General features: G+C 55.5%; 13 protein-coding genes. 5 read left to right on the top strand and 8 right to left on the bottom strand.

What is annotated here, in order from left to right; all coding sequences use genetic code 11:
• Positions 1-3: 3 nt before the first annotated feature.
• The 6 genes from PSJ8397_RS16220 to PSJ8397_RS16195 form a co-directional block, all read right to left on the bottom strand.
• On the bottom strand, positions 4-693 hold the full coding sequence (locus PSJ8397_RS16220) for a sulfotransferase family protein (RefSeq protein ID WP_159453164.1): 690 nt from the start codon (positions 691-693) through the stop codon (positions 4-6).
• A 106-nt stretch (positions 694-799) separates the two neighbouring features.
• A complete protein-coding gene (locus PSJ8397_RS16215) occupies positions 800-1,549 on the bottom strand; it encodes a sulfotransferase family protein (RefSeq protein WP_085865693.1) in 750 nt (249 codons plus the stop codon).
• Positions 1,550-1,687: 138 nt separating this feature from the next.
• Positions 1,688-2,539 carry a hypothetical protein gene (locus tag PSJ8397_RS16210; RefSeq protein ID WP_085865692.1) on the bottom strand — a complete coding sequence of 284 codons (852 nt, stop codon included), beginning with the start codon at positions 2,537-2,539 and terminating at the stop codon, positions 1,688-1,690.
• A 69-nt stretch (positions 2,540-2,608) separates the two neighbouring features.
• Entirely contained in the window at positions 2,609-3,385 is a 777-nt protein-coding gene (locus PSJ8397_RS16205) for an FkbM family methyltransferase (protein WP_085865691.1), read from the bottom strand.
• Positions 3,386-3,409: 24 nt separating this feature from the next.
• On the bottom strand, positions 3,410-4,987 hold the full coding sequence (locus PSJ8397_RS16200; RefSeq protein WP_143515517.1) for a glycosyltransferase family protein: 1,578 nt from the start codon (positions 4,985-4,987) through the stop codon (positions 3,410-3,412).
• Between the two features lie 40 nt (positions 4,988-5,027).
• Positions 5,028-6,173 (bottom strand): glycosyltransferase family 4 protein, encoded by a 1,146-nt coding sequence (locus PSJ8397_RS16195; protein ID WP_085865689.1) that lies wholly within the window; start codon positions 6,171-6,173, stop codon positions 5,028-5,030.
• A 291-nt stretch (positions 6,174-6,464) separates the two neighbouring features.
• On the opposite strand from PSJ8397_RS16195, the gene gmd reads away from it, so the two are divergent.
• The 5 genes from gmd (at position 6,465) to PSJ8397_RS16170 (ending at position 13,057) form a co-directional block, all read left to right on the top strand.
• Positions 6,465-7,478 carry a GDP-mannose 4,6-dehydratase gene (gene gmd, locus PSJ8397_RS16190; RefSeq protein ID WP_085865688.1) on the top strand — a complete coding sequence of 338 codons (1,014 nt, stop codon included), beginning with the start codon at positions 6,465-6,467 and terminating at the stop codon, positions 7,476-7,478.
• Positions 7,465-8,292, top strand: a complete 828-nt coding sequence (locus tag PSJ8397_RS16185) for a hypothetical protein (protein ID WP_085865687.1) — start codon at positions 7,465-7,467, stop codon at positions 8,290-8,292. Before gmd ends, PSJ8397_RS16185 begins: the two co-directional genes overlap by 14 nt.
• 36 nt (positions 8,293-8,328) lie before the next feature.
• Positions 8,329-10,014: a glycosyltransferase gene (locus PSJ8397_RS16180; protein WP_085865686.1), complete on the top strand. Its 1,686-nt coding sequence runs from the start codon at positions 8,329-8,331 to the stop codon at positions 10,012-10,014.
• A complete protein-coding gene (locus PSJ8397_RS16175) occupies positions 10,015-11,535 on the top strand; it encodes a hypothetical protein (RefSeq protein WP_085865685.1) in 1,521 nt (506 codons plus the stop codon). It abuts the gene before it with no gap.
• 109 nt (positions 11,536-11,644) lie between these two features.
• On the top strand, positions 11,645-13,057 hold the full coding sequence (locus tag PSJ8397_RS16170) for a mannose-1-phosphate guanylyltransferase/mannose-6-phosphate isomerase (RefSeq protein ID WP_085865684.1): 1,413 nt from the start codon (positions 11,645-11,647) through the stop codon (positions 13,055-13,057).
• Here PSJ8397_RS16170 and PSJ8397_RS16165 read toward each other — a convergent pair whose 3' ends face one another.
• Positions 13,058-13,369 (bottom strand): hypothetical protein, encoded by a 312-nt coding sequence (locus tag PSJ8397_RS16165; RefSeq protein WP_085865683.1) that lies wholly within the window; start codon positions 13,367-13,369, stop codon positions 13,058-13,060.
• Between the two features lie 9 nt (positions 13,370-13,378).
• Positions 13,379-14,452 (bottom strand): DUF2793 domain-containing protein, encoded by a 1,074-nt coding sequence (locus PSJ8397_RS16160; protein WP_085865682.1) that lies wholly within the window; start codon positions 14,450-14,452, stop codon positions 13,379-13,381.
• Positions 14,453-14,467: the final 15 nt, after the last annotated feature.

Here is a 14,467-nt window from a genome sequence, read left to right as displayed (position 1 = left end):
TCTCTAACCGCCCTGAGCGTTCAAAAGCGTGTCCGGGTAGAACCGTTGCAACAATGGCCTGTAGGTGTCGCACAGCCGGTCGATCACATCCTGTGGAAGATCCGTTCTCCAACTGTCAACTACACCAGAACGATAGTGGGACCGCACGTTCTCCGACCCTTTCGATCGCCCCCCTGACAAGGCTTCAAACGTAAAATCCGCAGCACGGGGCGCCACAAGTGGCGTTTCAAAACCCGCCTCCAAGCGGGGCATCAAATGGCCCACGACGTCGCTGACAAGGTCTTCCATGCACAAGACCTCAAAGGTGGGATCATCAAAATCCCAACGGGACAACGCATAAAGCGGCCCGACCGTGTTCCACCCGAAGGCCTCGGCTTCCAGAAAATCCATCGTAGCGCGCATTCCATCCGCTTGAGACACGCCCGCCAGACGATCCCGCTGGGCCGCAAGTTCGGGCCAATACTCCGTTGGATGGGAATACCGATGGGAAAAATAGGCGGAGGCCACGATGCTCAGCGGATTGCGAATAACGTGGACACAGCGACCGGGGTGCGCCTGCGACTGCACCTCATAGGTCGCGTTCGTCAGCAGCGAAAGATCATGTTCCACTGATGCGGTGGCCGTACTCAAATGCGAGTGCTGAACCGTAAGCCCGTTTCGCGTGGCAAGATCAACAAAGAACAACCTACACATCTGGGTTGCACATTTATGGTGTGTCAAAATGGTGAAGTTTGCCATTCGGGCTGACCCATCTTCTTGTTCAACTTATGACAAGCGCCGTCAGATCAACGCGCGCCCTTCAAAGCGACACGAAATGCGGCGAGGTCAACAGCTTCTGATAGCTTTCAAAATCGGCACTTTGCGCGATCTCATCCAAGGCCGCCTGTGAAAAGTTTCGCTGCACCGGCCGCTCAAGAATAGAAGAGGCCTTTTCATAGATGAGGTTCACATGCTCCTCATTATAGGCCTTTGGGTTCAACCCTAGATGCGCATAAAGCTTTTCTGCCTTGTCTGTCGCATCAAAGAGCTGTCGCGCAAGTATAATGCTGGCGTCTAACGAAGGGTCCAAAGAGCCCAAAATGCGGTTGGCTTGGTTCCAATCCTCAACACCTTGTCGATGGTCTTTGTCAGCGGGCCATGTCGGATCATTCCGCTCCGCGCGGTCCCTGTAGGACGCAGCCACATCAATCACATCGCGGACAATAAACAGGAAACGGGCCTCGGGAATTGCGCTGCGCACCTCGTCGATCTTTTCATAAACAGTCGGGATTTTGTCCCCAACATAAGACAGATCGGCAAACCGATCGATCTTTCCCGTTACGTCGACGTCAGGAAAAATCGACTCGTGAAAGGTATCCCCCGGATGCAATTCGTAGAACCGCGGCGGTTCAAAATCCGTACGGTCCAAAGTAAAATCTCTCAAGACCTTAAAATAAAACCGTTCCATCCCGATGAACATGTCGTGGTGTGTATTCAGCAGAACCGACAGCGCACTTGTCTGAGATCGCGGCGTCCCACCAACAAGAAGGATCTGAGGTTGCTGCGTCATGTCGGGTCTCTCTTTCGGGCAGACTTTTCTAGGTCGTACGGATCAAATCTCGCAAAACGCCGGGCGCCATGTGCGATAGAATATGATTGTTATGCGGTGACCTCACGACAGGCAAGTTGGTTTCGTAGACCCCAAACATCAATGCGACGCCGACGTTGGCAAACGATCATGAACCCTCTGGTATGTCGTACGATTGAGGTAAATTTCGGTGATAGATAACATACGCTGATGAAACAGCTTTTCCGCCGCGCGATAAAGAAGCATGTCCGCCCGAAGGCTCGGCAGATCCTCAATTCTGCTGTCGTGCGCGGATACACGAGCAAGGGAGGTTTCGTTGACACGGGCTTTGGGCAGACGGACATCGCGGGCGGGCAGATCAAGCAAAAGCGGTATCTGCAAAAGCGTCATAGGCAGTTGGGATTGCAAACCAAAAAACAAGGCCTCGGACTGCAACAGATCGAAGGCTTTGTCAGCGTATTCCTGATCAGTCGAATTGCCCTGGACCGCGCCAAGAATCCGAAAACACATCAAGTTATGCACCTGATCAACAATCTTTTGATTGTCGGACGCTGCGAATTCTTCAAGCGTTGCCGTCCGCGCAAGATCGTAGGCCGCACGGTCAACTTCTGACGCATCGCGATAAATCCACGACGCAGGATGTGCCACCTGCGCCCAGTAATTCATCAGCGATGCGACACGTTCCACGGGTTCACGTAGGACAGTGAACCATTTGAATTCTCCCAAGACCCGGCCGCAATATTGACGATCAATGTGCCCGACACTCAGTCCATAATCAGGGGCCACCTGTTCAAATGACGTATAATCCGTATGTGGCGACACCACGCCAGCCGGAAATGTAAGATCCAGAAAAGTCTTTAAACTTTTTCCCGCAGCTTTCTCAATATGCAGAAAAACAAGCCTGTCAAAGGCCTGGTCGTCAGGAACCACATGGTCAACAATACAACGCCCGATCTGATGAAAACCTGCCATTCACCAATCTCCTGCTTACGCCATTGCGACCGTCAGTCTTGCACCATCACACGCCCACAGGTGCAGGCGCTATCTGTTCGGCAAAGGCTCAAAGATATCCGATAGGGTATCGTCCACCTTCTCCGATGGCACCAAAACGTAGTCCCAGATCAGACCTTGCGGAATGCTGTGCCAACGATCCAGCTCTGACAGTCGGTTCCCGAACAAATCAAAAATATCATACTGATTGAGACGCGCCCATTCGTTCAGATCATCAAACTTTGAACCGTAGACTTCAAATGCAGTGTGGCCATATTCCACAAAAAGGATCGGGCGGGCTTTCAAGATCACCTGACGTGCGCCCTCAAGCAAAGGCATCTCAGCACCTTCTACATCAATCTTGATCAGATCGACGGCTGTTCCGTTCGTAACGATATTGTCCAAGCACTCGACCTGGACCTCGATTTTTTCCTTTTTGGTTGCATCCGCACGGTTTGATCGCAACCGCAGGCCGCTTTCCTCGGGAAAATCGGGCAGAACCCAAAATTCTGCATTGCCCACCTCATTGGACAAGGCCTCACGACGGAGTGTCAGGTTCTCAACGTCACCCATATCGGCCAGAATTTTATCATTCAAAAAGGGATTGGGTTCGAAAGACATGACGCGCCCTGTTGAACCGACAAGGTTCAAAAATACGCGTGTATGCACGCCGGAATGGGCGCCGATATCAACCACGGACCAACCGGGCTTTACCAATTTCCGGTACAACGCGATTTGCATGGCATTGAAGTTCAAATTGATCCCGAGGCAATTCCGAACGTACTCAAGAAACGCCATCGTGCCGTCGAAGTTATCCCGGGTTGTCATCTCAGACACTCCTTCTTTTTGTTATTATTGCTCGCTCGACCTCAAGCCTCGAACAAACGTGCCCAAATGTCTAGTGTCGGGTGACCCATGATCCGAAGGCGAGACAAGTCTGTCTATCTCGAAAACGATCGTCACATCCTGTTCGTTCAACGTCGGAATGACGACGTCGACAATGTTGGATTCAGACCCCACATGATCCTCAAATAGTGGCTCGTCCAAGTTGGGAGACGTGATTTTGATCATCCGCTTCTCATTGGTGGGATTGAAAAGACCAAATTCAAACCGAACGCGCAAATTCTCCGAACCGACGGACACCGGCATTTCGAACACAGAACGGACGTCCAGGCTCCATAGCAGCCCTGCGCCATCGACTGTTCCCCAGCCATCTGTCGCGACCTCGGTCAGATCAATGCCAGTGTCCTTTGTCAGACGACCTATGTGCTTTGCCGTCAAGAAACCAAGAAAGGTATCAAGACCATTCATCGTCGCAGACCAAAGCAGTTGGGCCCGGTCCAATTCCAATTTCGTGGGCTTCGGGGCCGATGTCAGCAGCTGTTCAAGGGTCGCGACATATTCCGCCGGATCATCGCAAATGTGGACATTGTCCCGATCCATGAAATTCTCGAAGCCGCGGAACGCTTTTGTCGTGCCCAAAATCGGCTTGCCGGAATAAAGAGCCTCGGCGGTTTTCAGATTGGTGCCCCCACCCGACACGATCGGCAGCAAGATCACCCGCGACAGCTCAACAAATGTGTTGATGGTCGGCCGGTCCACTTTCCCAAACAATGACAGCCGCGGGAAAATCGTGGTGCGCGCGCGGCCGTGGTTGCCGATGGTGTCCAACAGACGACAGACATCACCAAGCACATTGATGTGCATGTCGGGTTTCAAACCCTGCAAACCCGGTTCCAGCATTTCCAAAAGACCGGTGGCGTTGGGCAGGTGGTAGGACCCGATAAAGGTCGCGCATTGCGTCCCCTGAAGCTCCTTCGCCCAATAATCCAGACCGCCCATCTGCCGCATCGGCGACACCCCATTGGGGGCAACCAATGTATCCCCCTCAAAGCCCAACGCAACATAGCTGTCGGCGTCTTCTTGGGACACACAGATGACCGCATCGGCGGCGGTCAAAACCTCCATCTCAAGGGTCTTCATCCGCGCGTTGACCGCGTCCGAATGCGGGGTCGGATTCAACGCCTGCAACTCTCGGCACAGCTGCATTTCGTTGTTGTAGGACGAGTAGATGATAATCGGCTGCCGGTCGGTTTTCTTCAGATATTCTTTGGCAACAGCCCAAAGCCACGGATGTTCCAGCAGCAAAATCTCGGAATCTGCATGCTCCAAATCCGCGATGATCTGATCGCGCAGTGCTGCACTTCGCAACACTGCGTCACCCAAATCCAGATCGGGCTGCATTCCGTCTTGCATCAGATAGGCGCGGGTCTCTGCATCAATCAAGCGGTCGTTCACCTCAGGCAGGGTCGGCTCTGAGAAGTTCTGACCTTCAAACACGCTAATCACGCTGGTGGGCCAGCCCGCAGCACTGATCGTCTGCAAAATATGTTGCGCCCGAATTTGCCCACCAAAGAACGGATCGGACATGTACGGAAACGGGGATAAAATGGAAATCGAATGGGTCAATTTATTCTAGCCCCTCAACAAGTGTCCGTGCGGCGTCATCCCAAGAAAAGAACGAGAATTTGTCCTGCACGGTCTGTTCCACCGCAGACAACGCGGCGGGATTATCTATCCAGTTTTCAATCGCCGCTTTCCAAGACGCATGATCATAAGGATCCAGCATCGGACAAATCCCAGCGCCAGCCTCAGGCATGGAAGATCTGTCGGAGATCAAGGCCGCTTTGCCATAGGTCATGCTTTCCACGATGGGCAGGCCCCACCCTTCATACAGGGATGGATAAACCGTGAAATTGGCGTTGCGATAAACCGCCGCAAGCTGTGCGTCGGTCAAATTCTGCACCGTTTTGAAAAGCCCCTTGCGGTGCACATCGCTCAGCTGGACGGACACCATGAAATTCTCGACGTTCCATTGCTGTTTGCCCACGCACAAAAGGGTCGGAATGTCATCCCCGCGGGCATCGTGCAGTTCCCGCCACACATTGAACAACAAGGGGTGGTTTTTGCGTGGCTCAATGCTGGACACATAAACGATGTAGCCGTTGGGGTTCTCCGGCAGGAAATCGACCCCCTCCAGATCACCGTCGCCCCATGTGTCACTGCCGAGACGGAAGATGGACGTCTTGGGCGCGTCCATATCGAGATTGCCCAAGAAGGCTTTGAAATCCCGCGCGGTGTGTTCCGAAATGCAGAACACCTCATCTGCGGTATGGGCCAGATCCAGGACGAAACGGGTGAACTTCGAATTCATCTCAGGGACGCAATACTCAGGCATCACCACCGGTATGATATCGTACAGCACAATGCCGACCTTGAACTGGCGCCGCTGCTTTTTGGCATAAACAGTGCTCAGCTGGTTGTTGTCCCAAGGCAGCCCCGCAATGATTAGGAAATGTTTGCGCCGGAACCGGAACCGCGGAAGTTTCCAAACAGGCGGCAGTGATGCGCCAGCCTCTTTATCATCCTTCAGAACCTCTTCGACCATGTCGCGTGTCAGTTCTTTGTATTCGCGAGAGTTGTGGTCATAGACGACAAAGACCGCGTCTGTACTGGTCAGGGCGTATCGCGTGATTTCCCGTTCCACCCTAACAATACCGACAGCGGAGTGACCCACATACCTATGGGCCGTCGTGCAATCAATAACGAGGGTCATATCTACATCTTCTCCGTTTCACCCACATCGCCCCAAGCCGTCCCAAGACGACGGCCCGATGACGATGCCGCATCGTTCGTCCCCCTTAGGCAGATGGACGACCGCATGCAACTGAAAGGAGATCGTTTATATGTGGCAGTGTCGAAACACAGCCACACATCAATTTCCGCGCACATGTTCCGAAATTGGTTAAGCCGGTTGCAAGTCAATGAGACGCGCATTATGCGGACCATCAGACACGGACCCTGTCCGTTTTGTATATTGTAAGGTCTGAAGGAGCGCGAGAATACGATGAAAAAGGCATTCATCACCGGAATTACGGGGCAAGACGGCGCTTATCTTGCGCAACTTTTGCTGGACAAAGGGTATGAGGTCCACGGCGGGGTCCGCCGAATTTCACAGCCAGAAACCACCCGTTTGGATCTTTTGGGGATCGCAAAAGACGTGCACCTGCACGAATTCGACCTTTCCGAATCGAACTCCATTTTCCGCACACTGCGCAAAATTCAACCTGATGAGTTCTATAACCTCGCCGCGCAGTCCTTCGTTGGCGCGTCTTGGGAACTGCCCGTCTACACTGCGGACGTTGATGGCATGGCCGTTGTGCGCATCCTTGATACGCTGCGCACGATCAGCCCCCAGACGCGGTTCTATCAGGCCTCCACCTCTGAAATGTTTGGGCTCGTCCAAGAGGTTCCGCAGTCGGAAACGACCCGTCTGTACCCACGGTCCCCCTACGGTGTGGCCAAGGTCTACGGTCACTACATCACGATGAACTACCGTGAGAGCTTCGACATGCACGCAAGCTCCGGCATTTTGTTCAACCACGAAAGCCCGCTGCGCGGCAAAGAATTCGTGACCCGCAAAATCACCCTGGGTCTGGCCGCACTGGCCAAAGGCGGCACCGACGCGATTGAACTGGGCAACATGGACGCCAAGCGCGATTGGGGTTTTGCAGGCGATTACGTCGAAGGCATGTGGCGCATGCTGCAACAGGACGTGGCCGATGACTATGTGCTGGCCACCAATGAAACCACAACCATCCGTGATTTCTTTACCTATGCCGCCGAAGCCCTTGGCATGGATCTGGAGTGGACAGGTGAAGGCGAAGCCGAAACCGCCACAGACAAGAAATCCGGCAAGCTGGTGATGAAGGTGAACCCCAAGTTCTACCGTCCGGCCGAAGTTGATCTTCTGATCGGTGATCCATCAAAGGCCAAGGAAAAACTGGGGTGGGAACCAACTGTCCGCGTCAAAGAGCTGGCAGCGATGATGGCAAAGTCCGACTTTGATGCCTTGGGGTAAGACGGCGCTCCGCCACAAGCTGATCAATCTAAAGGCGCGCTCATCGGGGGTGCGCGGAAACGTAGATGGCGCACAGGGTGACGCACTGTTTGGGTGGGCACAGCTTACGGCTGAGCCGACAAGGCGTTTGCGTGTCGGCCTGTTCGCGCGCGGTGCAATGTTGGCTGAAACGGTCGCGAACATTCACCGCGACGATCTGGAGGCCGCAGGCATTGGTGACGGACGGCACGCCTTTGCCATTCACCTGAGCGCGGCCATCAAGGATCTTGTCCTCGCAAATGGGGGACAGGCGGACATCAAGGTGATCGACCCCAAGTCCGTAAAGATTGGGACATGGTCCCCCGTCGTGGATGTCCCCGCTCCAACGGACGCGGCGCCCTCCTCTGCCGCCACGCATAGCGCGCCAAAACCGCCGAAACCTGCACGCAGTGATCTTCAAAATGTGCTTTATTCGGATGCTGCACATCTAAAGGCGGCGCTGGCCCTGCCCGCGTCCAAGGTCCAGACCCGTGCGCCGCTGCCTGAAACCCATGCAAAGCTGTTCGCGCAAACCGACTACATTACGACAGACGCAACGCTGCCCGACAGGATGTACGGCTACACCGAATACATCCGCTACCGCGACCGGTTGGATGAAACATTCGATACCGCGGGCACCCCAGATGACATCGATCATTTCTACAAACGCTACCTGACGCTTTACAGCGCGATGCGGGGTGGCCTTCGGGTGCCACTGTCGGCAGAGGTCATAGCCCACCTAAATGAACCCATTCTCTTTGGTGGGTCGGTTGGCCCGTTCAGCCGGATCATGTAGACGATTGCCCTCGACACGCCCGCTTTTGCCCAGAACATGAACCTTCAGGACAAAGACTGGTATGACTGGGCGATCTTCTGGTGGGCGCATCTGCAGGTCAAATCGCTGCATTGCGAAGACTGTCTTGTGCCTGATTTCATGGTCGAACGTCTCAAGCGGGTTGAAGACGATGTGCCGTTTCCGATCAGCGATTATATGCGCCGTGTCACAATGGAAATCCCCACATTCGGCGTCTTCGATCTGTCCACCGTGGACGGCCGCCGTGACCTGACGTGTGCCTTTGCGATGCGCGCGGCCTCACGTCCGGAAACATGGCGGTATCTGCCCGACGGAACGCTGGACCGACTGTTTGACAAAAAGGACGCCTTCGCGACCTTTGCCGCCAAGATTGATGAAGACCTCGCGGGCATTACACGCGACACATATGCCCAAGCTATGCGGCACGCGAATTTTGATCTTGATACGATGGAGGGGCTGTTTTTCACCGCCGAAGGCCACCGCGTCGAATGCGCGGCCCTGCCACCCATCGCCCCGTCGGATGATCCTGTTGACGTGCAGGTCATCGGACCGTTCAAGAAAGCATCAGGGTTGGGCCAAGCGGTGCGCCTGTCCGCCGAAATGCTTGAGGCACAAGGCTTTGACGTCAACAAGGTTGATTTCGGCCTCGACAACCCAGCACCTGAGGGCTTTTCGCGGGCAGAAGCGGTCTCAAATTATCAAGAAGCCAAGGTCAACATCATCCACCTCAATGGCGAAGCCATTCCCTTGGCCTATGCCTATCAACCCGATGCCTTCACCGACAGCTACAACATCGGTTATTTCTTTTGGGAATTGGACAGCCCTGGCGCCTGTCATTATCTGGGCATGGATATGCTGGATGAAATCTGGGTCAGCACCGATTTTGGCGTCAGCATTTTCCAATCGCATGTCGACATCCCCGTCACCAATGTCGGGATGAGCTATGAAGACATGCCCGAGATTGAACGCGACGACGCGCGGGCGTTTCTGGAAAAGACCGCGAAACTGACCTCCGATCACTTCGTCATGATGGTGACGTTTGACAGTTTCTCATTCGTGCAACGCAAGAACCCGATTGGCGTTCTCAAGGCCTTCATGGCGGCCTTCCCGAAGGATGACCCTGCCTCTGCATCGGTCCGGCTGGTCATCAAGACCCAGAACCGGACCAAGGTGGCGGATGTGGCCCAGCTCAAGATCTGGGATGACATTGACAAACTGCTGGCAAAAGACAGCCGGATTGTACTGATCAACGAAACCCTGCCCTACAAAGACCTGTTGCGCCTCAAAAAAGGCTCTGACGCCTACATCTCTCTGCACCGGTCCGAAGGCTGGGGCTTTGGCCTGATCGAGGCGATGAACCTTGGTGTGCCCGTTCTCACTACGGCCTATTCGGGCAACATGGATTTTTGTGCGCCTGACACCTGCTGGCTGGTGGATTGCGACCTCGTGGAATTGAAACCCAACGACTACATCTTTGTACGCGAAGGGCAAAAGTGGGCCGACCCTGATCTGGATGACACCGTTCGCGCCATGCGAGAGATCGTCTCCGATCCCGCCGAACGGGCCAAACGTGTCAAAGCGGCCTATACCAAAATCAAAACTGAATTCTCCACCGACCCGATCGGGCAGAGGTATGCAAAACGCCTCAATGAAATTCATACCGCGTTGGCCAACACCAAAAAGGGCCTTAAGGGACCGAACTAAATGGCCAAATCACGGGAGTCTGGCATCGTCACGTTTCACCCCTGCATCGGGGTGGCTTGGCCCGATAGTGGTCAGGACCTGCTGGTTGCGCTGCTGAACCGTTACGCCAAACTCCTCTCTGGGCCGGACAGCGTCGTGTCGTTCGAGGCCACGAACGCCCTGACCCAAACAGCCCGCCGCACAAAAGACGCGCGATATATCGTGCAGTCCTGCGACTACGTCACATCCGTTTTGACCCTGTTCCAACACGCGGTGGCCTCCGGGACACCTGATATGCCTGAGGCATTCCGCGACACCGCGTCAGTGGCGTTTGACGGCTACCTCGCGTTCAAACGTGATTGGATGACCTCAGACTTTGCCCGCATGGATCATGTCTTGCACCTGTATCTGCATGACCTGAGGGATGCCCCTGCCCTGTCCCTGTCCCTTGCCGTCCGCCATTTGGCGCCCGACCACACCCCCGATCAAACGATGATCGAACAGACCGTGTCCGACATTATGGGGGATGACGTCAAAAATGCGTCCGGATTGCACGATCACGACAGGGACGCCCAACATCACGCATTTCGTCACTATGACAAAAATCTGTTCAATGCTATTTCCCGCATGACACTGCGCCGGTCCGATGTGCTGGAATGCTATGATACGGTTCTGGGGCATCCCCCCTTAGACAAAAACATCATCCACCTGCAGCAATTTGCCTCCCGCGAGATGTTGATGGATCACCTCAGACAAAGCGAAGAATACAAAAGCCGATTTGGCGACGGGACCACACCCGCGATCACATCTTCCCGTCAGGACAAACCGCGTGGGCCACATGTCCTGATCCATCTGCATATTCCGAAATCCGGGTCCACCCATCTGAACGCCAAACTTGTCCAAGGCCAGACTGCATCGCAAACCGTGACCGCCACGGGCGGTATCCCCAACAAAAAACTGCGCGATATGACAGCCGACGCGCGCGCAAACGTCCGTGTCATCGCGGGCCATAGCGTTTACGGCCTGCACGATATGGTGCCGCACCCCTGCATTTATATGTGCGTTCTGCGCAAACCCGAAGACCGCCTATTTGCGTTCCACCAGTTTCTTTTGACCCACCAACAGCATCCCGCCCATGGATGGGCCACGGCCCACGCCGAAACCTTTGGTGCGTTCGTGCAAAAGGTCCATGAAAATCCAAGTCTGTTGGCTGAGGTCGACAATGGCCAAACCCGGCGCATCGCCGGAATGATGAACACCAATACCCTGACCCAGCCGGTGTTCCGCCGCGCCGTCAAACATCTTCTGGCCGACGATATGGTGTTTGGTCTGACCGATCATTTCGGCGCCTTCGCGGCCCGGCTGTCGGATCTGGGTTTGATCTCGCCAACGCCGCAATTACGCGCAGACGACCCCATCGATCGCGCTGCGTTGGCCGAGGCCTTGGCGGCCTTCACCTCGGCAGAGACATCAGCCCTGAAGAAATATACAACCTGGGATCAACGGCTTTATACCATCGCACAATCATGGCTTGGACTGTGATCAATCCTTCAATCCCGTCGCAATATCGGCTTTATGTAAGTACGCCACCCTTTGACCCGTCCCCCAGCACGAGGAACAAAATGCTAAATCCCAATTTTGGAAGTCACACATGATATATCCTGTTCTTCTCTGCGGCGGATCCGGTACACGCCTTTGGCCCCTGTCCCGCAAAAGTTATCCGAAACAATTCACCGATGTCGTGGGCGAGGAAAGCCTGTTCCAGGCGTCCGCGCGACGCTTTGTCGGGGAGGGCTTTGCAGATCCGTTGGTGGTCACGGGCGACCCTTTCCGCTTTATCGTCAGCGAACAGCTGGACGATATCGGCATCACGCCGTCGGGTATTATGATTGAACCGGATGGGCGCAATACAGCCGCTGCGGCCGCAGCCGCGGCCTTGTTTGTGGCCAAACAAGACCCTGATGCACTGCTGTTGCTGGTCCCGTCCGATCACGCGGTGGCCCACCCCGACATCTTCCGCGATGCCGTAACCGATGGGCAAGCTGCAGCACGTGCTGGCGATATCGTCACCTTCGGGATTGTCCCCACCCGCGCGGAAACCGGCTACGGCTGGCTCGAAACAGGGGACGAAACGGCGGACCGTGTGTTCAAACTTCACCGTTTCCTGGAAAAGCCGGACAAGGCCCGCGCCGAAGAGCTTTTGCAAGACGGCCGCTATTTGTGGAACGCAGGCGTGTTTCTGGCCAAGGCCTCCGTTTTGTTGGACGCCTTCAAAGAGCACGCGGCAGACATCCTCAAGGACGTGCAAGCCTCATTTGAGAATGCCAAACAAGACCTCGACTTCATCCGCATTGACCCGGACCACTGGGCGCGTGTTCGCGAAGAATCCATCGACTACGCGGTGATGGAAGCGGCCACAAATCTCTCCGCCGTTCGCTTTGACAGCCATTGGACAGATTTGGGCGGCTGGGAAGCTGTCTGGCTGGAAACAGACAAGGACGACGCGGGCAACGCTCTGTCCACCAACACGACGGCCTTCGATTGCGAAAATTCGCTCTTGCGATCCGAAAGTGATGGGATCGAACTGGTCGGCATTGGCCTCAAGGACACCGTCGCAGTCGCCATGCACGACGCCGTCATGGTGGCGGATATGTCCGACTCCCAGAACGTCAAAAAGGCGGTCAAAGTCCTGCGTGAACGCGGCGCAAAGCAGGCCGATCAGCTGCCCGTGGATCATCGTCCTTGGGGGTGGTTTGAAACCCTCGTGCTGGCTGATCGCTTTCAGGTCAAACGCATCCACGTCAACCCGGGCGCAGCCCTGTCCTTGCAAAGCCATGTGCATCGTTCAGAACACTGGATTGTCGTTCAGGGCACGGCCCGCGTCACCGTAGATGAAGAGGTCAAGCTGGTGACTGAAAATCAGTCCGTTTACATCCCCCTCGGCGCGGTCCACCGCATGGAAAACCCCGGCAAGCTGCCGATGGTCCTGATTGAGGTCCAGACCGGCAGCTATCTGGGCGAAGACGACATCATTCGTTACGAAGACGTCTACGCCCGGTCGTGATCAAAGGCCCGCGGGATTGATGGTCAAGGCCTCCCCATCCGCCAGCGCCACACGGCGCGCGGATGGGGGTGTGGCCGTCCGGTCTGCGCCGTAGGGCAACAAGACCGTCATTTCATACCCGTCGTTGGTCGGCAGGATTGGGCCCACGATCATCTCATGGACATCTGGCGGCGGATCCATAGGGTCAAAGGCATCAATCTGTGAAAGATCAATCGCGCTGGAATTTACGATCAGGACATCGCCCTGCCGTTCAATGTTCAAATCGGTGTCCATACGAACGGGGGTCAAATTCAGGGTCACAGTGTGTGTCATTTTTTCCTCCTAGATCCAGCGGCCAAAGGCCATCAGCTTGACCGTCCGCGAACTGATTGACTGAAAAGACATGGCACTTGCGGTCCCGCTCGACATGGAAACGGTTCCGACAACTGTCCAATACACCGTCGCATGATTTTGCCCGCCTTGGGTCATGCTGGGCGCGGCGACGAAGCTCGCCGGATATGTCCAAGTCACAGGCGGAGATTGAAAAATCGCGCCGGCTGGCACAGTCACATTGACCGCGAAATTGGGGCTCCAGCAGATTTGCGTGCCATCCGCAAAGCGCACGAAATCACCGTTCGTATTCGTGCCACGCTCAATCAAGCCACCGGTCGGAAGGCCACCTGCCATCCCCACCGGACCAAGGGCATTGCCTGGCCCATAGGCGTAATCCGCACGTGCCAATTTACCAGTGCCGGTGTCATTTGGCGTTGCCTGAATGGCCGCGCCATCGGCCACGCCTGTGGCCGGATCAAACGACAGTGCTGTCGTCCAGGATGCACCGTCGTCTGAGACCTTGATCGCAAAGGCATCGTTACCTGCGGTGCCCATTTCAGCACGGCCCGAAAAGCCCGTCTGAAACAACAGGCTCGCCGTATCTGGTGTAGCCGCCTTATTCACTTTGACCTGATGGCCCGCGCCCTCGTGGTTCAGCAACGTCGCATCCGCTGCAACGCTCAGCCGATTGGTCGTGTCCGCAGTCGTATTGATCCCCAACGTCTGCTGCGTCGAAGATCCTCCGCCATCGGCCTGCCAATCGGTCCCATCGAACCGCAAGGCCGATTGCAGGGCTTGACTGTAGGCCTGCCAGCCCGCCTTGGGGGAAATGATGTTCCATCCGACCCCATCCCAAACGGCAATGTCACCTTGCGCACCACCCCAAGCCGCCTCTGCGCCCGCGGGTACAATATAGCGATCCCCCTCCGCAGGGGCAGCGGGCGGCGTCACTGCGTCATGGGCGACAACAGTCAGCTGAACAGCGGCCTCAAGCACGGCAAGGGCTTCGTTATGGGTGACATGCTTTTGTGCTTGGGCGGGCTGGATATAGGGCAAGCCCAGAATGGGCGATGTTTCGGACATGGGGCAACCTCCTGA

The sequence above is a fragment of the Pseudooctadecabacter jejudonensis genome, from assembly GCF_900172275.1.
Taxonomy (GTDB): Bacteria; Pseudomonadota; Alphaproteobacteria; order Rhodobacterales; family Rhodobacteraceae; genus Octadecabacter; species Octadecabacter jejudonensis.
The sequence above is the reverse complement of the archived record's forward strand: the minus strand, read 5'-3'. Positions and strand labels throughout refer to the sequence as shown.

Coding starts and splice junctions, on each gene's coding strand:
- PSJ8397_RS16220 (WP_159453164.1), bottom strand. CDS start 693: ATGTGTAGGTTGTTCTTTGTTGATCTTGCCACGCGAAACGGGCTTACG.
- PSJ8397_RS16215 (WP_085865693.1), bottom strand. CDS start 1,549: ATGACGCAGCAACCTCAGATCCTTCTTGTTGGTGGGACGCCGCGATCT.
- PSJ8397_RS16210 (WP_085865692.1), bottom strand. CDS start 2,539: ATGGCAGGTTTTCATCAGATCGGGCGTTGTATTGTTGACCATGTGGTT.
- PSJ8397_RS16205 (WP_085865691.1), bottom strand. CDS start 3,385: ATGACAACCCGGGATAACTTCGACGGCACGATGGCGTTTCTTGAGTAC.
- PSJ8397_RS16200 (WP_143515517.1), bottom strand. CDS start 4,987: ATGTCCGATCCGTTCTTTGGTGGGCAAATTCGGGCGCAACATATTTTG.
- PSJ8397_RS16195 (WP_085865689.1), bottom strand. CDS start 6,173: ATGACCCTCGTTATTGATTGCACGACGGCCCATAGGTATGTGGGTCAC.
- gmd (WP_085865688.1), top strand. CDS start 6,465: ATGAAAAAGGCATTCATCACCGGAATTACGGGGCAAGACGGCGCTTAT.
- PSJ8397_RS16185 (WP_085865687.1), top strand. CDS start 7,465: ATGCCTTGGGGTAAGACGGCGCTCCGCCACAAGCTGATCAATCTAAAG.
- PSJ8397_RS16180 (WP_085865686.1), top strand. CDS start 8,329: ATGAACCTTCAGGACAAAGACTGGTATGACTGGGCGATCTTCTGGTGG.
- PSJ8397_RS16175 (WP_085865685.1), top strand. CDS start 10,015: ATGGCCAAATCACGGGAGTCTGGCATCGTCACGTTTCACCCCTGCATC.
- PSJ8397_RS16170 (WP_085865684.1), top strand. CDS start 11,645: ATGATATATCCTGTTCTTCTCTGCGGCGGATCCGGTACACGCCTTTGG.
- PSJ8397_RS16165 (WP_085865683.1), bottom strand. CDS start 13,369: ATGACACACACTGTGACCCTGAATTTGACCCCCGTTCGTATGGACACC.
- PSJ8397_RS16160 (WP_085865682.1), bottom strand. CDS start 14,452: ATGTCCGAAACATCGCCCATTCTGGGCTTGCCCTATATCCAGCCCGCC.